The organism is Methylobacterium sp. E-066 (assembly GCF_022829635.1).
Lineage (GTDB): Bacteria > Pseudomonadota > Alphaproteobacteria > Rhizobiales > Beijerinckiaceae > Methylobacterium.
On record NZ_JAKSYO010000150.1, the window covers coordinates 1 to 21,172 of the forward strand.

General features: G+C 70.0%; 26 protein-coding genes. 19 read left to right on the forward strand and 7 right to left on the reverse strand.

Annotated features, from left to right (window positions below; all coding sequences use genetic code 11):
* Positions 1 to 258: 258 nt before the first annotated feature.
* Positions 259 to 1,527, reverse strand: a complete 1,269-nt coding sequence (gene hemA, locus MKL20_RS20610) for a 5-aminolevulinate synthase (protein WP_243963358.1) — start codon at positions 1,525 to 1,527, stop codon at positions 259 to 261.
* 346 nt (positions 1,528 to 1,873) lie between these two features.
* Here hemA and MKL20_RS20615 point away from each other — a divergent pair, with 346 nt between their 5' ends.
* The 4 genes from MKL20_RS20615 to MKL20_RS20630 all read left to right on the forward strand — a co-directional run bounded on the left by MKL20_RS20615 (position 1,874) and on the right by MKL20_RS20630 (position 4,272).
* Positions 1,874 to 2,053, forward strand: a complete 180-nt coding sequence (locus tag MKL20_RS20615; protein WP_243963359.1) for a hypothetical protein — start codon at positions 1,874 to 1,876, stop codon at positions 2,051 to 2,053.
* Positions 2,054 to 2,138: 85 nt separating this feature from the next.
* Entirely contained in the window at positions 2,139 to 3,428 is a 1,290-nt protein-coding gene (gene murA / locus MKL20_RS20620; RefSeq protein WP_243963552.1) for a UDP-N-acetylglucosamine 1-carboxyvinyltransferase, read from the forward strand.
* 90 nt (positions 3,429 to 3,518) lie between these two features.
* Positions 3,519 to 3,884 (forward strand): type II toxin-antitoxin system HigB family toxin, encoded by a 366-nt coding sequence (locus tag MKL20_RS20625; RefSeq protein ID WP_244038237.1) that lies wholly within the window; start codon positions 3,519 to 3,521, stop codon positions 3,882 to 3,884.
* 10 nt (positions 3,885 to 3,894) lie between these two features.
* Positions 3,895 to 4,272, forward strand: coding sequence for a type II toxin-antitoxin system HigA family antitoxin (locus MKL20_RS20630; RefSeq protein WP_244038238.1), 378 nt, complete (start codon positions 3,895 to 3,897; stop codon positions 4,270 to 4,272).
* A 6-nt stretch (positions 4,273 to 4,278) separates the two neighbouring features.
* On the opposite strand, the gene MKL20_RS20635 is transcribed toward MKL20_RS20630, so the two are convergent.
* Complete coding sequence (locus tag MKL20_RS20635) at positions 4,279 to 4,713, reverse strand: hypothetical protein (RefSeq protein WP_244038239.1); 435 nt, start codon at positions 4,711 to 4,713, stop codon at positions 4,279 to 4,281.
* A 211-nt stretch (positions 4,714 to 4,924) separates the two neighbouring features.
* Between MKL20_RS20635 and MKL20_RS20640 the strand changes: the two genes are divergently transcribed.
* The 4 genes from MKL20_RS20640 to MKL20_RS20655 are packed head-to-tail and all read left to right on the forward strand — an operon-like array spanning position 4,925 to position 7,674.
* Positions 4,925 to 5,371, forward strand: a complete 447-nt coding sequence (locus tag MKL20_RS20640; RefSeq protein WP_244038240.1) for a DUF2948 family protein — start codon at positions 4,925 to 4,927, stop codon at positions 5,369 to 5,371.
* Between the two features lie 19 nt (positions 5,372 to 5,390).
* Entirely contained in the window at positions 5,391 to 6,686 is a 1,296-nt protein-coding gene (gene hisD / locus MKL20_RS20645) for a histidinol dehydrogenase (protein WP_244038241.1), read from the forward strand.
* A gap of 10 nt (positions 6,687 to 6,696) precedes the next feature.
* Positions 6,697 to 7,179 carry a UPF0262 family protein gene (locus MKL20_RS20650; protein WP_147854441.1) on the forward strand — a complete coding sequence of 161 codons (483 nt, stop codon included), beginning with the start codon at positions 6,697 to 6,699 and terminating at the stop codon, positions 7,177 to 7,179.
* 24 nt (positions 7,180 to 7,203) lie between these two features.
* On the forward strand, positions 7,204 to 7,674 hold the full coding sequence (locus MKL20_RS20655; protein ID WP_244038242.1) for a low molecular weight phosphatase family protein: 471 nt from the start codon (positions 7,204 to 7,206) through the stop codon (positions 7,672 to 7,674).
* Here the strand turns inward: MKL20_RS20655 and MKL20_RS20660 are convergent.
* On the reverse strand, positions 7,652 to 8,152 hold the full coding sequence (locus MKL20_RS20660) for a DUF1203 domain-containing protein (RefSeq protein ID WP_244038243.1): 501 nt from the start codon (positions 8,150 to 8,152) through the stop codon (positions 7,652 to 7,654). The genes MKL20_RS20655 and MKL20_RS20660 overlap by 23 nt on opposite strands.
* A 233-nt stretch (positions 8,153 to 8,385) precedes the next feature.
* Between MKL20_RS20660 and MKL20_RS20665 the strand changes: the two genes are divergently transcribed.
* A complete protein-coding gene (locus MKL20_RS20665; RefSeq protein WP_244038244.1) occupies positions 8,386 to 8,829 on the forward strand; it encodes a hypothetical protein in 444 nt (147 codons plus the stop codon).
* A 41-nt stretch (positions 8,830 to 8,870) separates the two neighbouring features.
* Here the strand turns inward: MKL20_RS20665 and MKL20_RS20670 are convergent, their stop codons facing one another.
* Both MKL20_RS20670 and MKL20_RS20675 read right to left on the reverse strand, forming a co-directional pair.
* Positions 8,871 to 9,188, reverse strand: a complete 318-nt coding sequence (locus MKL20_RS20670; RefSeq protein WP_243963368.1) for a hypothetical protein — start codon at positions 9,186 to 9,188, stop codon at positions 8,871 to 8,873.
* Between the two features lie 153 nt (positions 9,189 to 9,341).
* Positions 9,342 to 10,034: a transglutaminase-like cysteine peptidase gene (locus MKL20_RS20675; protein ID WP_244038245.1), complete on the reverse strand. Its 693-nt coding sequence runs from the start codon at positions 10,032 to 10,034 to the stop codon at positions 9,342 to 9,344.
* Positions 10,035 to 10,296: 262 nt separating this feature from the next.
* Here MKL20_RS20675 and MKL20_RS20680 point away from each other — a divergent pair, with 262 nt between their 5' ends.
* From MKL20_RS20680 to MKL20_RS20700, 5 genes are all read left to right on the forward strand, one after another.
* Complete coding sequence (locus tag MKL20_RS20680) at positions 10,297 to 10,878, forward strand: c-type cytochrome, methanol metabolism-related (RefSeq protein WP_409568177.1); 582 nt, start codon at positions 10,297 to 10,299, stop codon at positions 10,876 to 10,878.
* A gap of 146 nt (positions 10,879 to 11,024) precedes the next feature.
* Positions 11,025 to 12,242 carry an FIST signal transduction protein gene (locus tag MKL20_RS20685; protein WP_244038247.1) on the forward strand — a complete coding sequence of 406 codons (1,218 nt, stop codon included), beginning with the start codon at positions 11,025 to 11,027 and terminating at the stop codon, positions 12,240 to 12,242.
* Positions 12,239 to 13,585, forward strand: coding sequence for a hybrid sensor histidine kinase/response regulator (locus MKL20_RS20690; protein WP_244038248.1), 1,347 nt, complete (start codon positions 12,239 to 12,241; stop codon positions 13,583 to 13,585). Before MKL20_RS20685 ends, MKL20_RS20690 begins: the two co-directional genes overlap by 4 nt.
* A 160-nt stretch (positions 13,586 to 13,745) precedes the next feature.
* Entirely contained in the window at positions 13,746 to 15,140 is a 1,395-nt protein-coding gene (locus tag MKL20_RS20695) for an MFS transporter (protein ID WP_244038249.1), read from the forward strand.
* Between the two features lie 82 nt (positions 15,141 to 15,222).
* Complete coding sequence (locus MKL20_RS20700) at positions 15,223 to 16,020, forward strand: SDR family NAD(P)-dependent oxidoreductase (protein WP_244038250.1); 798 nt, start codon at positions 15,223 to 15,225, stop codon at positions 16,018 to 16,020.
* Positions 16,021 to 16,118: 98 nt separating this feature from the next.
* On the opposite strand, the gene MKL20_RS20705 is transcribed toward MKL20_RS20700, so the two are convergent.
* Complete coding sequence (locus MKL20_RS20705) at positions 16,119 to 16,490, reverse strand: SWIB/MDM2 domain-containing protein (RefSeq protein WP_244038251.1); 372 nt, start codon at positions 16,488 to 16,490, stop codon at positions 16,119 to 16,121.
* A 244-nt stretch (positions 16,491 to 16,734) separates the two neighbouring features.
* On the opposite strand from MKL20_RS20705, the gene MKL20_RS33040 reads away from it, so the two are divergent.
* The 3 genes from MKL20_RS33040 (at position 16,735) to MKL20_RS20715 (ending at position 17,930) form a co-directional block, all read left to right on the forward strand.
* The gene (locus MKL20_RS33040; protein ID WP_279594894.1) at positions 16,735 to 16,857 is read left to right on the forward strand and encodes a hypothetical protein; all 123 of its coding nucleotides are present in this window, start codon (positions 16,735 to 16,737) and stop codon (positions 16,855 to 16,857) included.
* Between the two features lie 67 nt (positions 16,858 to 16,924).
* Positions 16,925 to 17,410 carry a DUF2721 domain-containing protein gene (locus MKL20_RS20710; protein WP_244038252.1) on the forward strand — a complete coding sequence of 162 codons (486 nt, stop codon included), beginning with the start codon at positions 16,925 to 16,927 and terminating at the stop codon, positions 17,408 to 17,410.
* A gap of 85 nt (positions 17,411 to 17,495) precedes the next feature.
* Positions 17,496 to 17,930: a PRC-barrel domain-containing protein gene (locus tag MKL20_RS20715; RefSeq protein WP_147857557.1), complete on the forward strand. Its 435-nt coding sequence runs from the start codon at positions 17,496 to 17,498 to the stop codon at positions 17,928 to 17,930.
* Between the two features lie 305 nt (positions 17,931 to 18,235).
* On the opposite strand, the gene MKL20_RS20720 is transcribed toward MKL20_RS20715, so the two are convergent.
* Positions 18,236 to 18,637 carry a hypothetical protein gene (locus MKL20_RS20720; RefSeq protein WP_243963382.1) on the reverse strand — a complete coding sequence of 134 codons (402 nt, stop codon included), beginning with the start codon at positions 18,635 to 18,637 and terminating at the stop codon, positions 18,236 to 18,238.
* 320 nt (positions 18,638 to 18,957) lie between these two features.
* Between MKL20_RS20720 and MKL20_RS20725 the strand changes: the two genes are divergently transcribed.
* Complete coding sequence (locus MKL20_RS20725; RefSeq protein WP_244038316.1) at positions 18,958 to 19,662, forward strand: PRC-barrel domain-containing protein; 705 nt, start codon at positions 18,958 to 18,960, stop codon at positions 19,660 to 19,662.
* Positions 19,659 to 21,032, forward strand: a complete 1,374-nt coding sequence (locus MKL20_RS20730) for an MFS transporter (RefSeq protein WP_244038253.1) — start codon at positions 19,659 to 19,661, stop codon at positions 21,030 to 21,032. Before MKL20_RS20725 ends, MKL20_RS20730 begins: the two co-directional genes overlap by 4 nt.
* Positions 21,033 to 21,172 lie beyond the last annotated feature (140 nt).

The following is a 21,172-nucleotide window of genomic DNA, read 5'->3' on the forward strand; positions in this document are numbered from 1 at the left end:
GTCGTCGCCGAAGCGAGGCGGCAGCCGAAGGTGAGGGGGCGGCTCCGGACACGCGCCTCGTCCTGAACCGCCCCCTCACCGCCGCTCCGGCTTCGCCTGCGCTTCCCGCACGGACGACGAGGTCCGTGCGGGCCTCTCCCCGCAAGCGGGGCGAAGGGACCCGCGCTTCGTCCGCAGATGTGTGAGCGTCGTAGCCCGTGCAGGAGAGGGGGCAGCAGAGAGGCGTGGATCCGGCCGCAGCTTGCGACCGCAAAAACCCTATTCCGCCGCCTCGACGAACACCGTTCCGGCCCGCGGCAGGTCGAGGGTCTCCCAGGTCTCGGCCAGCGCCGCGGCGAGGCGGGCGATGTGGGCCGCGTCGTGGAACGGCGACGGCGTGATCCGCAGGCGCTCGGTGCCGCGCGGGACCGTCGGGTAGTTGATCGGCTGGATGTAGATGGCGTGGCGTTCCAGCAGGTGGTCGGCCGCCGCCTTGCACAGTTCCGCATCCCCGACCATCACCGGAACGATGTGGGTCTCGGTCTCCAGCACCGGCAGGCCGGCTTCGGTCAGCGCCGCCTTGGTGGCGGCGGCCTGCGCTTGGTGCGCCTCGCGCTCGGCTTGCGAGCGCTTCAGGTAGCGCACCGAGGCCCGGGCGGCCGCGGCCACCGCCGGCGGCAGGGCCGTGGTGAAGATGAAGCCCGGGGCGAAGCTGCGCACCGCGTCGCAGATCGCCGCCGAGGCGGTGATGTAGCCGCCGACGCAGCCGAAGCCCTTGGCGAGCGTCCCCTCGATCACGTCGACCCGGTGCATCACGCCGTCGCGCTCAGAGATGCCGCCGCCGCGGGGCCCGTAGAGGCCGACCGCGTGGACCTCGTCGAGATAGGTCATGGCCCCGTAGCTGTCGGCGAGGTCGCAGATCTTGCCGATCGGCGCGATGTCGCCGTCCATCGAGTAGACCGACTCGAACACGATCAGCTTCGGCCGGTCGCCGGCGGCGCGGAGCAGCTCCTCCAGGTGCTGGAGGTCGTTGTGGCGAAAAATCTTCTTGTCGCAGCCGGAATGGCGGACGCCCTCGATCATCGAGTTGTGGTTGAAGGCGTCGGATAGGATCAGGCAGTTCGGGATCAGCTTGGCGATGGTCGAGATGCCGGCCTGGTTCGAGACGTAGCCCGAGGTGAAGACGAGGCCGGCCTCCTTGCCGTGCAGGTCGGCGAGCTCGCGCTCCAGATCCACCAGCGGCGAGTTGTTGCCGGCGATGTTGCGCGTGCCGCCCGCCCCGACGCCGCAGCGCGCGGCGGTGTCGGTCATCGCGGAGACCACCTCCTTGTGCTGACCCATGCCGAGATAGTCGTTGGAGCACCACACGGTGATCTCGGTGGTCTTGCCGTCGGGCTTACGCCACTTGGCCGTGGGGAAGCGGCCGGAGATGCGCTCGATATCGGCGAAGACGCGGTAGCGCCGCTCGCCGTGGAGCTGGTCCAGGGCGCCCCGGAAGTACCGCTCATAGCCAGAACCGGCGCGCGTCGAACCCGCTTGGGCGGGCATCGTGCTGGGCATCCGGGTGACGGTCATCGAGCGTCCTTCGCGTGTGCGGCCGTGCGGGCGGTGCCATCGCGGCACCCAAGTCCCGCGATCGAGGTCCGGCCTCGGTCCAGTCCTTCGCGTGAGGGGCGGAAGATACGCGCGGATCTGGAACTGGTTCAAGGTAAGGTTCCGACATCGCTGCCCTGCGCCCGTTGAGAGGCGGGGACGAACTCGCTAGCCTCGCGGGCGGCTTCAACCCACCCGAACACGGCGCCAGATCCTTGAGCACCCGCCCGTCTTCATGCCGAATGGCCTGCCCTGGTGCGGGATCGCGTGTCTCAAGCCTGCGGCGACGAAGGGCCGCGCGATGAGCGAGAGCAAGGATGCGCGCGCCGAGCGCCTGAAGGCGGCGCTCCGGGAGAATCTGCGGCGCCGCAAGGCGCAGGGGCGCGGGCGCGCCGAGACCGGGTCGTCACCGGACGCCGACAGGTCCGGCCCGGACGAGCGCGATTCCGGCGGTCCAGATTCCGACAAATCCGGTCTATAGGGGACGGCCAAGCCTGGGCGCCGCGGCGTCCACCAGGAGAACGGCCGGCCGCGCGCCAGGGAGGTGCGCCGCCCGAGGACACATGATGGACCGCATTCACATCACCGGCGGCGCGCCCCTCAACGGCGTGATCCCGATCTCGGGCGCCAAGAACGCGGCGCTGCCGCTGATGATCGCGAGCCTGCTCACCGGCGAGACGCTGGAGCTGATCAACGTCCCCCGGCTCGCCGACATCTCTGCCCTGACCCGGATCCTCGGCAATCACGGCGTCGACCACATGGTCGTCGGCAAGCGCCCCGGACAGACCACCGAGACCGGCCAGACCATCCGGCTGACCGCCTCGAACGTCATCGACACCACCGCCCCCTACGACCTGGTCTCGACCATGCGGGCGAGTTTCTGGGTGGTGGCGCCCCTGCTCGCCCGGTTCGGCGAAGCCAAGGTCTCGCTGCCGGGCGGCTGCGCCATCGGGACCCGGCCGGTGGACCTGCTGATTATGGCCCTGGAGCGGCTCGGGGCCGAGATCGAGATCGATGCCGGCTACGTGGTCGCCAAGACCAAGAACGGCCTGCGCGGGGCCGAGATCAATTTCCCCAAGGTCACGGTCGGCGGCACGCATGTGGCCCTGATGGCGGCCTCGCTCGCCTACGGCACCACGGTGATCGAGAACGCCGCCCGCGAGCCCGAGGTGGTCGACCTCGCCGAATGCCTGAACAAGATGGGCGCCAAGATCCGCGGCGCCGGCACGCCCCGGATCGAGATCGAGGGCGTCGCCCGGCTGAACGGCGCCCGCCACGCGGTGCTGCCCGACCGCATCGAGACCGGCACCTACGCCATGGCGGTGGCGATGACCGGCGGCGACGTGATCCTCAAGGATACCCGGGCCGAGCTGCTGCATTCGGCGCTCGACGTGCTGTCGACCACGGGGGCCGAGATCAGCCAGGTCGAGGGCGGGATCCGCGTGCGCCGCAACGGCGCCGGCATCGCGGCCGTCGACGTGACCACCGACCCGTTCCCGGGCTTCCCCACCGACCTGCAGGCGCAGTTCATGGCGCTGATGACCCTGGCCAAGGGCCAGTCGCATATCCGCGAGACGATCTTCGAGAACCGGTTCATGCACGTGCAGGAGCTGGCTCGCCTCGGCGCGAAGATCCGGCTCGAGGGCGACCTCGCCATCGTCGAGGGCGTCGAGCGGCTCAAGGGCGCGCCCGTGATGGCGACCGACCTGCGCGCCTCGGTCTCCCTGGTGATCGCCGGCCTCGCCGCCGAGGGCGAGACCCAGATCAACCGGGTCTACCACCTCGACCGCGGCTTCGAGGCGCTGGAAGCGAAGCTCGGGCGCTGCGGCGCGCAGATCGAGCGGGTGCGAGCATAAGTCTGGGCCTGATGCGGGGTCGCCGCTCCTAGGGTGATTGCATACCTGTGGAAGTTCCGAACCGATTGAGGAATAGGACTTCCGTCCGCAGTGACGCTGCGCACGTGTAGCGAATCGCTTGTTCCCAATCTGGAAACATACTATGCAGGATGGATGCGGATCATCGCATTCAGCACGCTGCGCGCCTTCGCAGCTTTGCATCCGCAGGCGCAGCCGGCGTTGTTGCGCTGGCATCGCATAATCAAGGACTTGGTCCCAAATGCCATGTCCGACATTCAGGGGGTCTTTCCAAAAGCGAAAGTGCTGAATGGTGATCGTGTACGTTTCGAGATCGCGGGCGGTCAGTATCGCCTGATCGCAGCCTTCGATTTTGAGAAACAGATCGCCTTCGTGAAGTTTCTCGGCACGCACCAACAGTACGACTCAGTCGATGCCCTCACCGTCTCACAGTTCTAGGAGACCGCCCGTGGAGATCAGGCCGATCCGCTCGGAAGCGGACCACCGGGACGCGTTGCAGGAAATCGAGCGCCTTTGGGGCTCCCCACGGGGAACGCCGGCCGGCGACAAGCTCGATGTGCTCGCCACGCTCGTGGAAGACTACGAAGAGCGGACCTTCCCGATCGCGGCGGCCGATCCGGTCGAGATCCTGCACGCCGCCATCACCGATATGGGCCGCTCGCAGGCGGAGCTGGCGCGTCTTCTCGGCTCGCGCGCACGGGCCTCGGAGATCTTGAGCCGGAAACGGCCCCTGAACCTCGCGCAGATCCGCGCCATCAGCGAGGCCTGGCACCTGCCGATCGCGCTGCTGGCGGCGCCGTATCGTCTCGAACACGACGCCGCCTGAGCCGCCTCAGCCCCCGATCTGCCCGCGCTTGTAGCCGAAGCCCGGTATCTCGCAGCCGCAGGGCGCGTTGTACGGGGCGGGCCGCGTCGGGCAATCGCCCCGGGCCGTGACGCAGAGGCTGCCGCTGCGCCAGCGCCGGTCGTAGCGCGGTCGATCATAATCGTCGTCCGGGGGCGGCGGAGGCGGAGGCGGGCGCCGACGCGGGCGGTCGTAATCGTCATAGAGCGGCGGCGGCGGGGGCGGAGGCCGGCGGGGCCAATCGTCCTCCGGTGGCGGCGGGGGCGGGGGGCGCCGGCGGCGATCGTACTCGTAGCGATCCGGCCCGGGGCGGCCGAACACGTAGACATCCACGTCCGGGCCGACCTGCGCGCGCACCGGGGCGGCGACCAGCGGCGCCAGGGTCAGGGCGGCCAGGGCCGCGAGCGGGATCCGTTTCACCATTGTCGTCCTGCCTCGAATCGTCGTCTCGGTCGTCCGGCCGGCCTTCCTGACGGCACCCGGCCGGCCTAGCTTGAGTCGGATGAACCATCGCTGAGACCGCCGTCCCGGCCCCGGCCGTTGCCCGAGCGGGGTCGGGCCGCTACCTACGGCGTGCCGCGAGGCCGCCGCCGTCGCTGTCCGCCCGCGCCCCGTTATCCCCGAGGATCCTTTCATGGAGCTGCTCAAGCTCGCCGCCCTCGATACCGAGGACCTGACCGTGATCTCCGCGCATCTCCAGGACGCGATCCTGCGGCCGGAGGATCTGACCTACCTGGCGGGTGAGCATCGCTTCCTGATGGTCGTGCGGCGCTTCGACTGGACGCCGGACGTCCCGCCGCGTCGGCGCCTGGCAGGGGTGCACTTTGAGCGCGTCCTGCGCGTGAAGTCCCGCGGCCTGGCCCCGGGGGACGCGATGCCGATGAGCCTGCTCGCCCTCACCTTCGAGGCGACCGACCCGCCCTCCGGCCATATCGACATGGTGTTCTCCGGCGGCGCGGCGGTCCGGCTGGAGGTCGAGTGCATCGAGGTCCGGATGAAGGATCTCGGCCCGGTCTGGGAGGCGGTCGCCCGCCCCGGCCACGAACTCGATGGAACGACCGCGCCCGGCCCGGCGGCCTGAGACAGACGAAAGACACCCGATGGTCCGGCTCGACAGCCAAGCTCCGAATTTCGCCGCCGATTTCGCGCGGCTGCTCACCGCGAAACGCGAGATCGCCGAGGATGTCGACGAGGCGGTGCGCGGCATCATCGCTGAGGTCGTCGCCCGCGGTGACGCGGCCCTCGTCGAATTCACCCGCCGCTTCGACCGGCTGGGCGCAGACTTTTCCGCCGACGCCCTGCGGATCACCGAGGCCGAGATCGACGCGGCCGTGGCGGCCTGCCCGGCCGAGGCCCTCGGCGCCCTGCGCCTCGCGGCGGAGCGGATCGAAGCGTTCCACGCGCAGCAGAAGCCGCACGACCACCGGGCGACCGACGCGCTCGGCGTCACCGCCGGCTGGCGCTGGACGGCGCTGGAATCGGTCGGCCTCTACGTGCCGGGCGGCACGGCGAGCTACCCCTCCTCGGTTCTGATGAACGCGGTGCCGGCCCGGGTGGCGGGGGTGCCGCGGATCGTCATGGTGGTGCCGACGCCGGACAATACCCTCAACCCGCTGGTCCTGGCCGCCGCCCGGCTCTCCGGGGTCCACGAGGTCTACCGGGTCGGCGGCGCTCAGGCGGTCGCGGCGCTGGCCTACGGCACCGCCAGCATCGCGCCGGTCGCCAAGATCGTCGGCCCGGGCAATGCCTGGGTGGCGGCGGCCAAGCGCCGGGTGTTCGGGCAAGTCGGGATCGACATGATCGCCGGCCCTTCCGAGGTGCTGATCCTCGCCGACGGCCACGCCAACCCCGACTGGATCGCCGCCGACCTCCTGGCCCAGGCCGAGCACGACACCGCCGCCCAGGCGGTGCTGATCACCGACAGCGCCGAACTGGCCGAGGCCGCGGAAGCCGCCGTCGAGCGGGCGCTCACCACCCTGCCCCGGGCCGAGATCGCCCGGGCGAGCTGGCGCGATTACGGCGCGATCATCCGGGTGCGGGATTTCGACGAAGCGGTGCCGCTGGTCGACCGGCTCGCCCCCGAACACCTTGAGATCGAGACCCAGGATGCCGAAGCGCTCGCGGGCAAGATCCGCAATGCCGGCGCGATCTTCTTGGGGTCGCACACGCCGGAGGCGATCGGCGATTACGTCGGCGGCCCGAACCACGTGCTGCCCACCGCCCGCTCGGCGCGGTTCTCCTCCGGCCTCGGCGTCCTCGATTTCATGAAGCGGACGACGATCCTCGCCTGTACCCCGGAGAGCTTGCGGACGCTCGGCCCGGCGGCGATAACGCTCGGCCGGTCGGAGGGTCTGGAGGGCCACGCCCGCTCCGTCGCGATCCGGTTGAACCTGTGAGGTCTTGGGGATGGCCGAGAAGCAGCGCGGGCCGAACCGCCTCGCCAAGGTAAGCCTGGACGAGGCGTCCATCGCCCGCGGCAACCCGGATCAGGAACACGAGCGGGCGATCGCGCTGTTCGACATCCTGGAGGACAATTCCTTCACGATCCCGGGCCGGGAAGGGCCCTACATGCTGACGCTCGGCCTCGTCGAGAACAAGCTGTCCTTCGCGATCAGCACCGTGGACGGCGAGCCGGTGATGACGCACCTTTTGTCGCTGACGCCGTTCCGACGGGTGATCCGCGACTACGAGATGATCTGCGAGAGCTACTACAACGCGATCCGCACCGCCTCGCCGTCGCAGATCGAGGCGATCGACATGGGCCGGCGCGGCCTGCACAACGAAGCCTCCGACACGCTCAAGCAGCGCCTCGACGGCAAGGTCGATCTCGACCACGACACGGCGCGCCGCCTGTTCACCCTGATCTTCGCCCTGCACTGGAAAGGCTAGGGCGCCTTCCGGCCCCGAGCGGCGATGGCTGAGCCTTTCCCCGAGACCACCCCGAAGAAGCGGCGGGTCCAGTCGGTCCTGTTCATGTGCAACTTCAACGCCGTGCGCTCGGCCGCGGCCGAGGCGATCGCGCGCGCCTATTTCGGCAAGTCGACCTACGTGCAATCGGCCGGCGTGCGCTCGGGCGAGCCCACCGACCCGTTCATGGTCGCGGCGCTCGACGAGGTCGGCATCGACGCGACTCGGCACCGCCCCCGCACCATCGAGCAGCTGGAGGATTGGGAGGGGCTGAACTTCGACCTGATCATCACCCTCTCGCCGGAGGCCCATCACCGCGCCCTCGCCCTGACCCACACGATCGCGGCCGATGTCGAGTACTGGCCGACGCCGGACCCGACCCTGCTGCAGGACGCCTCCCGCGAGCAGCGGCTCGACGCCTACCGGGACGTGCGCGACGGGCTCACCCGGCGGATCAAGGCGCGGCTGAAGACGTAGCGTCGACGCGCTCGACCCGCGACAGCAGGCAGCCCGGCCGCGCCGTGTGGACGTTGACGAAGGCCGTGCGCGGATCGTCGAGGGCACGCAGCAGCGCCGCATCGACCTCCGCGCCGGGACAGACATGGCCGAGGTCGTACAGGCACAGATCCTCCGCGTCATAGGCCCGGACCGATACGAGGGTGTTGGCGCGGATGATCGGGGCGACGACGTCCGCCGCGGCGAAGCCCGGACAGGTTTGCGCGTGCAGAAAAATCGGGCTCGGAGTCCAGTAGATGCCGCGCGGGCGCCCGAGATCGTAGGATCCGAGCAGCATCGGCTCCCCCGGCTCGGCGCAGCACAGGCAGCGCCGGCATGGAAACCCGCTCGCGCTCGTCGCCGTGACCCGCCGCACCGGATTGTCGAAATCGTCGCGACCGCTGCGGCGGAAACGCTCCGCGACGGCGTCGTCGATCGGAATGCAGCGGTATCGGGTCATGTCGCTCTCCCTGTCCCCGGCACCGTGGCCGTTTATCGGGGGAAAGGCGTCCTGTTCCTTGCTGTCGCGTCTCGCCGCGCGCATCGAAGGTCCTGGGATCCACGGCCCCCGATGGTCCCGACACTTCACCACCGAATGTTACCGCGGCGGACACATCGGTTCGACGCAATCTTCCGCGCACCTCAGATCTTGCTATAGATTACGTATCAAGAAATTTCTCAGGGGAAAATGCTATGCCGAAGTCGCGATTTATTACAACAATCACCGGCGCGATCGTCTTATATTGCACCTCCGCATACGCGCAATGGAGTCCGATCGGCGGCCTATTGAATGTTCCGGTCACACGGGATTGCTCGGAGACGTCGGGAAATATTGCGTCCGCCAAGACCGACAGCCTGTTCCTATGCCCGGCTCGAGCAGAGATAGTCGATTCCCAAGTCAATGATGCCAGTCATTTTTATATCGTCCACGAATACGGCCTTCTCGCCATCCGAACGACATCGGATCGACTGGCGGATTGCTGGGCAGCACATCAACTCGCCGGTGCGCCCAATGGACGACATTACGTCAAGCAATGGATTACGCACTGGACCAGTTACGGCGTCACCCGCCCGAATTTTGGAACACCCGCACAGCGGATCGCCAATGTCCGGGCGTGCTGCGCGTGCGGAATATGAACCCTAAAGTCTTTATGGGATTGTGCCTGCGCCTCGGCACCTCACCCCCTGCTGCCGACCAGCCAGGCTCTGATGCGGCCGGCGAGCATCGGGCGGGCGCGGGCGATGTCGTCGTCGTCGAGAAGTGGGGAACGCGCCAGGGCCGCGAGATAGGCGTCCTCGGCGCCGCGGCAGGCTCGGAACGCGGCATCCGCGGCGAGATCAGGATCCGTGAGCGCGGCTTGAATCCGGAAGTTGCGGCTGAGGCAATCGCGCCAGCCGCCATGGCGCATCTCGGTTTCGCTGTCAGCGCGAACCGGCCCTGAGACGAGCAGCGTCGCCGCGAGAAGCAGGAGCGATGTGAAAGACGCAGGGGGCATGGATCGGGCACTCGGTCCGGGGACAGGGTGACGCCGACAGGGTTAGCGAAGCGTTAAGGTCCGCAGCGGAACGGACGCAGGATTGCCCGGACAGATGACCAGGCCGCGAGCCCCCTGCCCGTTCGATCCGCGAAGCCGGCAGGGCGGGCGCGATCAGCGGTTGGCGGTGGTGACCGGGGAGGTGACGCCGCCGAGCGACACCCAGGCCGTCGCATCCTGACTCTCGCGCTTGATGAACACGTAGCCGGTCTTGTGCCAGGGCACGATCGCGTTGGTCTTGTTGTCGAGGACCATGTCGCCGCGGTCGGTGATCAGGGTCAGGACCGCGTGGCCCTCGCCCTTCTCGTCGATCACCACGGTCATGCGCATCGCCCGCCGGGGCAGGCCGGCCTCGGCCAGCAGGTGCCGCTTGAGCAGCTGGAAATCCTCGCAGTCGCCGATGCCGTCCTCGGCGAGGTCCCAGCGGTCGGCGACGTGGAGGTGCTCCATGTCGGTCTGCGGCTCGACCGACTTGTTCACCCGGCGGTTGACCGAGACGATCGTCGCCCAGGTCGCCGGGGTCAGGCTGATGCGGGCCGGCTCGCTCCGGTCGACGGCGCATTCCGCCGCGTAGGACTGGCAGAACGTCACCCAGGCCGCGATCGGCCGCGCCGCGCCCTGCGGCTCGGCTCCGACCTGCAGGGACGGCAGGCTCGCGAAGGTCTGCGCCTGCACCGCTCCGGTGCCGAGCCCGGCGAAGCACAGAGCCGCCCAGGCCAACCCGGCCAGAACGCGACGGCGGCGGGAGACCCGACGCGGTGCGGCGCCAGCGACCGAACCCTGCACCTTGGAAGCCGCGAACCGCATCGCCGTGACCCAACCGTTAAGCTCTCGTTAACGAAAGCTCTCACGCCGGGGGGCCGGCGGCAATCGGCGGATTAACAAAAGGTTAATGCTGTGCGCAACGCGGATGACGTAGGAATATCTCGGCCTGTGGCGCCGACGCCTCCCAGTAAGCCCGAACCACGCGAAAACGTGAAGATTTCCAACGGTCTTGGGAAACGGTGATCGCCGTTGATCACCGCCGCCACCGCAGAACCAAAATCCGTGGGCGGCTGGAGGAACGCTCATGCCATGCACAGCCGATGTGCGCGGGGGGTTCGCCCGCGCGGCACGCGTGATCGGACTCCTGACCGCCGGTCCGGCCTCGGCCGCGAACCCGGACCCGTCACCGGCCCCGCAAGCGAGCCCCGGCGATCTCCAGAGTGATGGCCCGACGCAGCCGGCCAAGATGCAGGACGGTCAATACACCGATGCGAACGGCGATCCGACCTATCATGTCACCGAGGGCGGCAAGAAGGTCGACTGGTACACGATGTCCGGATGCCTCCGGTACAACGCCAACTGCATCGTCTGCCACGGCCCGGACGGCATGGGCTCGACCTACGTGCCCTCTCTGGTCGATGCCCTCAAGGGCATGGATTACGCCCATTTTTCCGGCGTCGTGAGCGGCGGCAAGAAGGACGTGAATGCGTCCCAGGAGCTGGTCATGCCGGCCTTCGGGGATAACCGGAACGTCATGTGCTACCTGCCGGACATCTACACCTACCTGCGCGCCCGCTCGGACGGGGCGCTCGGCCGGAACCGTCCGGCCGAGCACGAGCCGAAACCCGCCGCCTTCGCCAAGGCGGAAGATGCCTGCATGAAGTGAGGCGCGACGCCGTTCGGCGCTCCCCGGCACCGCGATCCGGCGGGGCGACGCCCCGTTGCGCCGCTCGGTTGCGCACGACATACTCTCGGCAAGACTCTTGAAGAGCGAGCAAAAAACTCGCCGCGGGGGGCGCTAGGGGGTGAACCGTGGCTCGAGGGACGGGAGGCCGCCGCCATCTGTGCGGTATCTGGACGGCCTGGACGGGGGCGGCTTCCGCCTCCGACGCGGTCTCCGACATCGCGCGGGCGATCGGCGCCCCGGCCCTGTCCCAGATCGTCGCGTTCTTCTCCGCCGACTATGATCCCGAGATCCTGGCCGTTGCCATGGACGCGCAATTCCCCGGCGTCCCGGTGGCCGGCTGCTCGATGTCGGGGGGCATCGCCCCGGCCGGCGGGCTCGACCGCGGCCTCGTCGTCATCGCCTTCCCGGCCGAGCGCTTCCGCATCGTCTCAACGGTGCTCGACGCCATCGACCATCTCGACGTCGAGCGCACCGCCTCGGCCGTGCGGGCCCTGCGCCGGACCCTCGACCCGGCGGGTCCCTGCCGCGAGGCCGATGCGCCTTCCGCCGACCGCCGCTTTGCCCTGTCGCTGATCGACGGCCTCGCCAACGCCGAGGAGACCGTGGTCTCGGCGATCGCCTGGGCCCTCGACGGCATCCCGATCGTCGGCGGCTCGGCGGGCGACGACCTGCGTTTCCGGGACGCGGTGCTGCTGCATGGCGGCCGGATCCACCGCAAGGCGGCGGTGCTGGTCCTGGTCGAGACCGACTTCCCGTTCGAGATCTTCAAGAGCGACAATTTCGAGCCGACGCAAACCAAGTTCGTGGTCACCGCTTCGGACGGTGAGCGCCGCACCGTCCACGAGCTCAACGCCGAGCCGGCGGCGCGGGAATATGCCATGGCGATCGGCCTCGACCCCGAGGGTCTGTCGCCGATGAGCTTTGCCGCCTCCCCGCTCGCCGTGAAGGTCGGCGGCGAGTATTTCTGTCGCTCGATCCGCCGCATGAACGAGGACGGGTCACTCAGCTTCTTCTGCGCCATCGACGAGGGCGTGGTGCTGACGCTCGCCGAACCGCGCGACATCGTCGCCTCCACCCGGGACGAGCTGGCCCGCCTCGACACGGTGGTGGGCGGCGTCGACCTGATCATCGGCTTCGAATGCGTGCTGCGCCGGCTCGATGCCGAGAGCCGGCAGGTGGGCCACGGCATCGCCGACCTGTACCGCCGCTACAACGTCGTCGGCTTCGAGACCTTCGGCGAGCAGTACCGGGCCATGCACCTGAACCAGACGTTCACCGGCATCGCCATCGGCAAGGGGCTTTCCGGGCGTGAAGAGACCGGCGACGCCCCGGCCGCATCATGACCCTGCACCCGAGCGGGCTCGAGACCGACGAATCCCTGCGCCGGCGGATCGAGAAGCTGGAGCGGATCAACGCCGCGCTGATGTCCCATGTCGAGCGCAGCATGGACCAGCGCGGCAGCGCCTACTCGCTGTTCCAAACCGCGATCATGCTGGAGGGCCGCGTCCGCACCCGCACCGAGGAGCTGACCGGGCTGATGCACCGCCTGGAGCGCTCCAACGAGGCGCTGGCGGCGGCGAAAGAAGAGGCCGAGACCGCAAACCGCTCCAAGACCCGGTTCCTGGCGGCGGCGAGCCACGACCTGTTGCAGCCCGTGAACGCCGCCCGCCTGTCGATCTCGGCGCTCGAAGACCTTCCCCTGCCACCCGAGGCGCGCACCATCGCGGGCCAGGTCGAGCGCGGCCTGCAGACGATCGAGGACCTGATCAAGACGCTCCTGGACATCTCCAAGCTCGATGCCGGCATCGTCCGGCCGCAGCTGCAGCCGGTGTTTCTGCCCGACCTGCTGGCGGAGCTGGCGGAGAGCTTCAAGCCGTTCGCCGAGCGGAAGGGCCTGCGGCTGGCTGTGCGCTGCCCGGACCTCACCGTCACCAGCGACGTGATGCTGCTCCAGCGCATCCTCCAGAACCTGGTCTCGAATGCCATTCGCTACACGACGACCGGCGGCATCGTGCTGGCGGCGCGGCGACGGGCCGGCGGGGTCCGGGTCGACGTGACCGATACCGGCTGCGGCATCGCCGCCGAGGAGCGCGACCTCGTGTTCGAAGAATTCTTCCGCGGCGGCGCCCGGACCGGCAGCGCGGAGGAGCCGGGCCTCGGCCTCGGCCTGTCGATCGTCCGCCGCATGGCCCAGGCGCTGGACCACCCCCTGATCCTGGCCTCCCGGCCCGGCCACGGCACCCGCGTGACCCTGGGCCTGCCGCTGAGCGAGGTCCCGGCCGCCACGGCGCCCCCCGCCCCCGTGGCGACCCGGCTCTCGGGCGCCCATGTCCTGGTGGTCGAGAACGATGCCGCGACCGCCGACGCCCTGGCGCGCCTGCTGCAGAACTGGGATGCCCGGGTCTCGACGTTCCGCGATCTCGCCGGCGTGCGCGGGGCGCTGGAGGCCGGGGCTGCGCCGCCCGACATCCTGGTGCTCGACTACCATCTCGACGACGGCGCCTGCGGCCTCGACGTGGCCGCCTATCTCCGCGGCCGGTCCGCGACCCCGCTCCCGGTGATCGTCACCACCGCCGACCATTCCGAGGCGATCGAGGCGCGGGTGGCGGCGGCCGGCGCCGAACTGGTCCACAAGCCGATCAAGCCGGCCCAGCTCCGCTCGCTGCTGACGTACATGCTGGCCTGACGAACAATCTCGTCCGCGCCGTGACATAGAACACGCCGCGCCCCTCGACGCTGTGCCGCGCCTGCGCGAGAGGAAGCCGGCCTCCGCGGCGCGTCCTGCGCCCGGATCGTCCCACGCAATCGACGTCGCCGGCCCTCCGGGACGCCGCAGGAGCGCGCGCATGGCGCAGGTCCCGGCCGGTACAGGCGCCCCCGCCCAGCATGACGGCTTGCCGCCGCGGGAGCGCGTCCTGGCGATGGCGGCGATCGGGCTTGCCATGACCATGGCGGTGCTCGACGGGGCGATCGTCAACGTGGCCCTGCCCGTGATGGCGAAGGACCTGGCGGTGAAGCCGGCCGACGCGATCTTCGTGGTCAACGCCTATCAGGTCGCCGTGACGGCGAGCCTGCTGCCGTTCGCGTCCCTCGGCGACATCTTCGGCTTTCGGCGGGTCTACCTGCCGGGCCTCGCCGTGTTCGTGGCCGCGTCGCTGGCCTGCGCGGTCGCGCCGAGCCTGCCCCTGCTGATCGTCGGGCGCATCGTCCAGGGGCTCGCCGGCGCGGCGATCATGAGCGTCAATATCGGCTTCGTGCGCTTCATCTACCCCCACCGCATGATCGGCCAGGGCGTCGCCAACGTGGCCCTGGTGGTGGCCGTGGCCTCGGCCGCCGGCCCGACCGTGGCGGCCGCGATCCTGTCGGTGGCGACCTGGCCCTGGCTGTTCCTGGTCAACATCCCGGTGGGGCTGCTCGCCCTGGCGGTGGCCTCGCGCACCCTGCCGGCGACACCGGCGAGCAGACGCCGCTTCGACTGGGTGAGCGCCGTGCTCAACGCGCTGACCTTCGGCCTGCTGATCATCGGCATCGACGGGCTGGGCGATCCGGAGGGCCAGGCCATAGCCGCCGCCGAGCTGGTGGCCGCCCTGGTGATCGGCGCGGTGTTCGTGCGCCGCCAGATCCGGCTGCCGGCGCCGCTGCTGCCGGTGGATCTCCTGCGGATCCCCGCCTTCGCCCTGTCGATGGCGACTTCGGTGGCCTCGTTCTGCGCCCAGATGGTGTCCTACGTCGCGCTGCCGTTCTACTTCCAGGACGTGCTGCATCTCTCCGGCACCCAGACCGGCTTCCTGCTCACCCCCTGGCCGATCGCCGTGGCCGCCATGGCTCCGGTCTCGGGGCGGCTCGCCGACCGCTACCCGCCGGGGCTGCTCGGCGGCATCGGGCTGGCGATGCTGGCCGCCGGCCTCGTCGGCGTGACGCTGCTGCCGGCGGCGCCCGCCACCCTCGACATCGTCTGGCGGCTGACCCTGTGCGGGCTCGGCTTCGGGCTGTTCCAGTCGCCCAACAACAAGGTGATCGTCACCTCGGCGCCGCGGGAGCGCGCGGGCGGCGCCAGCGGGATGCAATCGACCGCCCGGCTCACCGGCCAGTCCCTGGGCGCGGCCCTCGTGGCGGTGATCTTCGGGCTGACTCACGAGCTTGGGCCTGAGCGGGCCGTGACCCTGTCGCTCTCCTGCGCGGTGGCGCTCGCCGCGATCGGCGGCTGCGCCAGCGTCCTGCGGCGGGGTAAGGGCGGTTAGGCGGGCCGGGCATGCCACCGACCGGCACGGCACGCGTTGGCGAAGATCCACGCCGTCTCGTCCAACCCCGGAGCCTCCGCCCATGGACCTCGACCTCACCGGCAAGAAGGCCCTCGTCACCGGCTCGACCGGCGGCATCGGCTACGCCATCGCCAAGGAACTCTGCGATCTCGGCGCAGAGGTCGGCATCAACGGCCGCACTGCGGAGCGGGTCGAGGCGGCGCTGACCAAGCTCCGCGGCGAGGCCAAGGCCGGCCGCGCCTTCGCGGCACCGGGCGACGTCGCCACCGCCGAAGGGATCGATGCCCTCGTCCGGGCGCTGCCGTCGGTCGACATCCTGGTCAACAACACCGGGATCTTCGAGCCGAAACCGTTCTTCGAGATCCCGGATGCGGACTGGCAGCGCTTCTACGACGTGAACGTCATGAGCGGCGTGCGCCTGTCGCGCGCCTACGCGCCGGCCATGGCCGAGCGCGGCTGGGGCCGGGTCATCTTCATCTCCAGCGAGTCCGGCATCAACACGCCGACCGAGATGGTCCATTACGGAATGACCAAGACCGCGCAGCTCGCGATCTCCCGCGGCCTCGCTCAGACGGTCGCCGGCACCGGCGTGACGGTCAACAGCGTGCTGCCCGGGCCGACCCTGTCGGAGGGCGTGGCAGAATTCATGAAGCAGATGGCCGGAGGTGCGGCCGATGCCGACCTCGACGCGATGGGCCGGGCCTTCGTGGCCGAGCATCGCCCGTCGTCGCTGATCAAGCGTCTCGCGACGGTGGAGGAGGTGGCAAACCTCGTCGCCTATCTCTGCAGCCCAGCAGCGAGCGCCACGACGGGCGCTGCGCTGCGGGTGGATGGCGGTGTCCTGCAGGGTCTCGCGTAGACCACCTCGATTGAAACGGTCCTTGGCACAGGGCCATCGAGCCCCGGTTGATCGAGAGCCACCGGTCCGGCCGAGGGGCCGGACACGGGCTTAGACAATCAAGACTTCAGGTGCGCCGCGAGATGCTTGTTCATCTCGAACATCGAGCACTTGTCCTTGCCGAAGACCTTCTTAAGCTTGTCGTCGGCGAGGATCTCGCGCTTGTTCTCGGGGTTCTGCAGGTTGTGCTTCTTGATGTATTCCCACACCTTGCTGACCACCTCGCCGCGGGCCAGCGCAGCAGTGCCGACAATCGCGCCGAGCTCGGCAGACGGCTTCAGCGGCTGCTGCAGAGCGTTCGGCTTGGCGCCGGCGGTCTTCGCGGCGGCGGGCTTGGCAGCCTTCGCGGGAGCGGCCTTGGCAGCCTTCGGCTCATCAGCCTTGGTGGTCTTGGCCGCCTTCGGCGCAGCCTTCTCGGTCTTCGTGGCCATAAACTTCCTCCGGTTCTCGGGCCGCAGGCCGGGGCATGAGCGCCCCACGGCCGAGCCAGCATAGCAGCAACTAAGCGGTGCTGCCGCCGTTCCAAGGGGAAATCGCCTTCGGAGGGGCATCATCCACAGGGCAGGCGCGGAAATCCACACCGGAACCGGCCGATTTGCACCGCGGCGAAGATGATTTCGTCAGAATCCGCCGGTCGAAACCTGCTCTTAACGATCCGGCGCCAGCAATACAGTCATGTTTACCCCGGTTCTCACGCTCGCGCTGCTGCTCGCCACCGGGCTCGTGCTCTGTCTTGGTCTGGGTGTCCGGTCCGAACCGGCCGCGCCCGGCCTGGAGCCGGGCCGCCACTTGGTCTGAGCACCGAAGCCGCTATCCGCTCCGGCGGGATTGCCGCACCGCGCCGCCCGGTGCATCTGCCGGCGCCATGATCGATCCCATCACACCCATCACCCTGGAAAGCACCGCCCACGTCGTGCAGGTGGCGCTGAGCCCGGTCTTCCTGCTGTCCGGCCTCGCGACGCTGCTCAACGTCTTCGGCGCCCGGCTCGCCCGGGTCGCCGATCAGGCCGAGCGGGTCTCGACGCGGCTGGCCGGCGCCGGCGAGGCCGAGCGGATCATCCTGGGCCAGCGCCTCGACCGTCTGCACACCCGCTCGCTGGCGCTGGACGCGGCGGTGTTCCTGGCCGCGCTCGGAGGCGTCGCGACCTGCGGCTCCGTGCTGACCCTGTTCGTCGGGGCCCTGCGCGACAGCACGGTGGCCAGCCTGCTGTTCGGCCTGTTCGGCGCCGCGATCCTGTGCACGCTGTGCGCGCTGTGCGCCTTCGGGTTCGAGATGCTGCTGGCCAGCCGGTCGGTCCGGGACCGGATCAACCAGCGCCGGGCCAATGCCGGGATGCTCGCGGATCTGTGATCGACCGGAACCCGTTCCTGCCCGGGCGTTTAGTCAGCAGGGCCGGATCCAAGTCCGGCCCCGTCCGCGTAACCCGGGAGTCATCATGCCGACGGATCTGCCCACCGAGCGTCCCGTGAGAAAGACGGGCTCCCTGGAGCTCGATCCCACCGGCGAGGGCATCGCCATCGACGAGACCGCCCGCCTGATCGCGTCCAACAAGGTCGAGGGCACGGCGGTCTACGACCGTGAGGGGAAGCACCTCGGGGCCGTGTACAACTTCATGGTCGATAAGGTGACCGGACAGGTCGCCTACGCGGTCCTGGCCTTCGGGGGCTTTCTGGGGCTCGGCGAGAACCATCACCCCTTGCCGTGGAAGGCGCTGACCTACAGCACCGAACTCGGCGGCTACGTGGTCGACATCGATCCCGGCAATCTCGCCGGCGCCCCGAGCCACGGCCCAGGCGAGGACGCCTTCGCCGATCCGAACTATCGCGGGAAGATCGAGGATTATTACGGGGTGCGCGCGCCAACGGCGTGAGCTTTGTGCGCGGGCGACACACGTCTTCTCCCTGCGGCTACCGCCTGCACAGATCTGGAGCGCTGTCGCTCTTACAGGTCGCTACGAGCCCCCTCTCCCGTGCGGGAGAGGGTTGGGGTGAGGGACCAGGTCTTTCCGGAGAGGTCGCATCCCTCACCCTGTCCCTCTCCCGCACAGGAGAGGGGACCCGCGCCCGTCACGAGTAACGCTGTGGCCTGCTCGGCGAGAGAACCCCGCATGAGGCCCGTAGCTTCGTGGGAAAGCGCGGCCCGTCCGTGCACCGCGCCCCCTTCCGGATGCTGCCCTTAGAACTTCCCGCCCAGCCCGACGCTGCCGCCGGGCGAGAGCATCGGACCCATCGCGTTGCTGCCGCCGCTGCTCGCGGCGTTGCCGCCCTCGATATCCTCGCGCCGGATCCGACGCTCGCCGGCGCTGGCCGATTGCGTCGCGCCGCCGGCGCTCCGCGGGATCGCGAGCTGCTTGGTCGGGGTCGTCTGGAGCGGCTGCCCCTCGGCATCGACCGCTACGTTCTTGGCCTCGCGGTTGGGCAGGGAGCCGCGCAGCGACGGCGGCAGGCCGACCTCCGTCTCCGGCATCACGCCACCCCCGCCGCCGAGCGCCTGACAGCCGGCCACCAGGCCGGCCAGGGCGGCGCCGAGCGCGAGGCCGCGCGCTGCGGCGCATCCCGACGAGGTGAGGGTCGACATCGTGTGGTCCTCGCAACAGGCCGCGGTGGTCTCCACGGCTCACATGGCTTTCTGACCCGCTGTCTACGCTGGGGTTGCGGCGAAAACCAGACACCCGTGGGGCGGTGCGAACCGGAGGTTGCCGCACGACAGCGGCGCGGAACTTGCGGACCGGCTGCGACGATCCATAACTTCGCCCAGGTCCTTCGGCAGAGATCTGTCCGCAGGCGGGGTCACGCCGGCGGCGGGCCCGAACCCGGCCGATACGGTCGCGGTCGTGCCGGCCCGCCGGCGGGGCCCGGCCCTTCCTCAGAGGACGCAGCGTGTTCAGAACCAACCGGATGATCGCGGCCATGACGATCGCCCTGTGGGCGTCGGGAGCCGTGGCGCAAGCCCCGTCCACCGGGGGCGACGGCGCATCCGGCCAGGCTCCGCCCCCGAGCCCGCCCGCCGCCCAACCGGTCCCGGGCGCGACCACGGGAACGGCGCCCGCGGCGCCACCAGCCCCCGCCACGCAGGCGGCCCCGACGAACACCGCGCAACAGCCGCAGCAGGGGACGCCGGCAACGGTCCTCGACACCCAGGATTACGAGAGCCTGCTCGGGCGCAGCGTGCGCAGCGCCGGCGGCGACGAGCTGGGGCGCGTCATCGACATCATCATCGACAAGGACGGGCATCCCCGGGCCGCGATCATCGATTTCGGCGGCTTCCTCGGCGTCGGCACCCGCAAGATCGCCGTGGATTGGCGCGCCCTGCGCTTCACCGCCGACGGCAACAAGGAGCGCAAGCTGTCGGTCGCGCTGAGCCGCAACCAGGTTCGCGTGTCGCCCGAATACAAGGCCGGCGAGCCGATCGTCGTGCTCGGCCCGGCGAGCCCCGCCGCCGCCGCACCCGAGGGCGACCAGGCGACGACCGCGCCGCCGCCTGCCGGCCCCGCCGTGCCGGCTCCCGCCCCGACGGCGCCCGCTGCCGCGACCGCGCCTGCTGCCCCGCCGCCGGCTGCGCCGGTTCCCGTCCCCCCTCCGGAAAAGGCCCCGGATAAGTGACGGTGGCCCGATTGAAGGCAAGACCCGCCGTTTCCCCCCGCGAGCGCGAGGTCTCCCGACAAGACCCCCGGTCGCGGCCCGTCCGCCTGAAGGATCCTTCGGCCGAGGTCGCGCGCGAGCCGGCGCGGGCCGCCGCGGAGGCCGTGCCGGTGGACCGAACGCTGTCGGCGGTGAGCCGCCACGGGCTCGACGCCTTCGCGTTCTTCGTGGCCAACCTGCAGACCGGGTTCGGGCCGTTCCTGGCCGTCTACTTCTCGCAGGCCAAGTGGACGCAATCCGATATCGGCTTCGCCCTGACGGTCGGGAGCCTCGTCGCCCTGCTTGGGCAGGTCCCGGGGGGCGCTTTCGTCGACGTGGTGCGCTCGAAGCGCTTCGCCGCCGCAGTGGCGGTGATCGGCATCTCGGGCAGCGCCTTCGCCCTGGCGGTCTGGCCGAGCTTCCCGGTGGTCCTTCTGGCGATGGCGGTCCATTCGGGGGCGAGCTGCGTCCTGACCCCGGCGATCGCGGCGATCAGCATCGGGCTGGTCGGGCGGGCGCGGGCGGGCGAGCGCCTCGGCCGCAACGCGAGCTTCGCGGCGCTCGGCAACGCGCTCGGCGCCGCCGGCATGGGCGCCATCGGCTATTATCTCTCGAACGGCGCCGTATTCTACCTGACCGCGGCCCTGGTGGTGCCGACGATCATCGCGCTCAGCCGCATCCGCGCCCAGGAGATCGACGCCAACGTGTTCAAGGAGCCGGCCGCCCCGGCGCAGGCGCCGGCCGCCTCCGGCAAGGACGGGATCCGGGCGCTGCTGACCAACCGCGGGCTCCTGTGCTTCTCGGCCTGCATGGTCCTGTTCTTCCTCGCCAACGCCGCGATGCTGCCGCTGGTGGGCAGCGTCCTGACCCTGCGGGCGAGCGAGACCGCCACCGCCCTGGTCGCCGCCTGCATCATGGTCCCGCAGGCGGTGCTCGCCGTGAGCGCCCCCGCGGTCGGCCGGGCGGCGGAGCGGTTCGGCCGCTACCCGGTGCTGCTCCTCGGCTTCGGTGCCCTGCCGGTGCGCGGCCTGATGCTCGCCTACACGACCAACCCCTACGGCCTGGTCGCCATCCAGGTGCTGGACGGGATCTCCGCCTCGGTGCTCGGCGTCATGGTCCCGCTCGTGGTCTCGGATCTCACCCGGGGGACGGGACGTTTCAACCTGGCGCTCGGCGCGGTCGGCACCGCGATGGGCGTGGGCGCCGCCCTCTCGACCTCGCTCGCCGGGATCATGGCCGACCGTCTGGGCAGCCACAGCGCCTTCCTGGGGCTGGCCTTCATGGGATTTGCCGCCTTCATGCTGGTGGCGCTGATCATGCCCGAGACCCGCCAGCCCCCGGAGGCGGCGTGACCCGCGGCACCGGATTCGCTTGCGTGTATCCGCGCCGCTCAAGCGGCGTTCAGGTTTGATCGATAAAAGCGCGCGGGAGGTGCGGGCCGGTGCAACATATGGCAACGCTGTCGCGTTGCCGCTGCGGGTCTGTCTGCGCC

Excerpts from the sequence above, each read along its gene's own strand:
- hemA (WP_243963358.1), bottom strand. The coding sequence starts at position 1,527 with ATGCCCGCCCAAGCGGGTTCGACGCGCGCCGGTTCTGGCTATGAGCGG.
- MKL20_RS20615 (WP_243963359.1), top strand. The coding sequence starts at position 1,874 with ATGAGCGAGAGCAAGGATGCGCGCGCCGAGCGCCTGAAGGCGGCGCTC.
- murA (WP_243963552.1), top strand. The coding sequence starts at position 2,139 with ATGGACCGCATTCACATCACCGGCGGCGCGCCCCTCAACGGCGTGATC.
- MKL20_RS20635 (WP_244038239.1), bottom strand. The coding sequence starts at position 4,713 with ATGGTGAAACGGATCCCGCTCGCGGCCCTGGCCGCCCTGACCCTGGCG.
- MKL20_RS20640 (WP_244038240.1), top strand. The coding sequence starts at position 4,925 with ATGGAGCTGCTCAAGCTCGCCGCCCTCGATACCGAGGACCTGACCGTG.
- hisD (WP_244038241.1), top strand. The coding sequence starts at position 5,391 with ATGGTCCGGCTCGACAGCCAAGCTCCGAATTTCGCCGCCGATTTCGCG.
- MKL20_RS20650 (WP_147854441.1), top strand. The coding sequence starts at position 6,697 with ATGGCCGAGAAGCAGCGCGGGCCGAACCGCCTCGCCAAGGTAAGCCTG.
- MKL20_RS20655 (WP_244038242.1), top strand. The coding sequence starts at position 7,204 with ATGGCTGAGCCTTTCCCCGAGACCACCCCGAAGAAGCGGCGGGTCCAG.
- MKL20_RS20660 (WP_244038243.1), bottom strand. The coding sequence starts at position 8,152 with ATGACCCGATACCGCTGCATTCCGATCGACGACGCCGTCGCGGAGCGT.
- MKL20_RS20665 (WP_244038244.1), top strand. The coding sequence starts at position 8,386 with ATGCCGAAGTCGCGATTTATTACAACAATCACCGGCGCGATCGTCTTA.
- MKL20_RS20670 (WP_243963368.1), bottom strand. The coding sequence starts at position 9,188 with ATGCCCCCTGCGTCTTTCACATCGCTCCTGCTTCTCGCGGCGACGCTG.
- MKL20_RS20675 (WP_244038245.1), bottom strand. The coding sequence starts at position 10,034 with ATGCGGTTCGCGGCTTCCAAGGTGCAGGGTTCGGTCGCTGGCGCCGCA.
- MKL20_RS20680 (WP_409568177.1), top strand. The coding sequence starts at position 10,297 with ATGCCATGCACAGCCGATGTGCGCGGGGGGTTCGCCCGCGCGGCACGC.
- MKL20_RS20690 (WP_244038248.1), top strand. The coding sequence starts at position 12,239 with ATGACCCTGCACCCGAGCGGGCTCGAGACCGACGAATCCCTGCGCCGG.
- MKL20_RS20695 (WP_244038249.1), top strand. The coding sequence starts at position 13,746 with ATGGCGCAGGTCCCGGCCGGTACAGGCGCCCCCGCCCAGCATGACGGC.
- MKL20_RS20700 (WP_244038250.1), top strand. The coding sequence starts at position 15,223 with ATGGACCTCGACCTCACCGGCAAGAAGGCCCTCGTCACCGGCTCGACC.
- MKL20_RS20705 (WP_244038251.1), bottom strand. The coding sequence starts at position 16,490 with ATGGCCACGAAGACCGAGAAGGCTGCGCCGAAGGCGGCCAAGACCACC.
- MKL20_RS33040 (WP_279594894.1), top strand. The coding sequence starts at position 16,735 with ATGTTTACCCCGGTTCTCACGCTCGCGCTGCTGCTCGCCACCGGGCTC.
- MKL20_RS20710 (WP_244038252.1), top strand. The coding sequence starts at position 16,925 with ATGATCGATCCCATCACACCCATCACCCTGGAAAGCACCGCCCACGTC.
- MKL20_RS20715 (WP_147857557.1), top strand. The coding sequence starts at position 17,496 with ATGCCGACGGATCTGCCCACCGAGCGTCCCGTGAGAAAGACGGGCTCC.
- MKL20_RS20720 (WP_243963382.1), bottom strand. The coding sequence starts at position 18,637 with ATGTCGACCCTCACCTCGTCGGGATGCGCCGCAGCGCGCGGCCTCGCG.
- MKL20_RS20725 (WP_244038316.1), top strand. The coding sequence starts at position 18,958 with ATGATCGCGGCCATGACGATCGCCCTGTGGGCGTCGGGAGCCGTGGCG.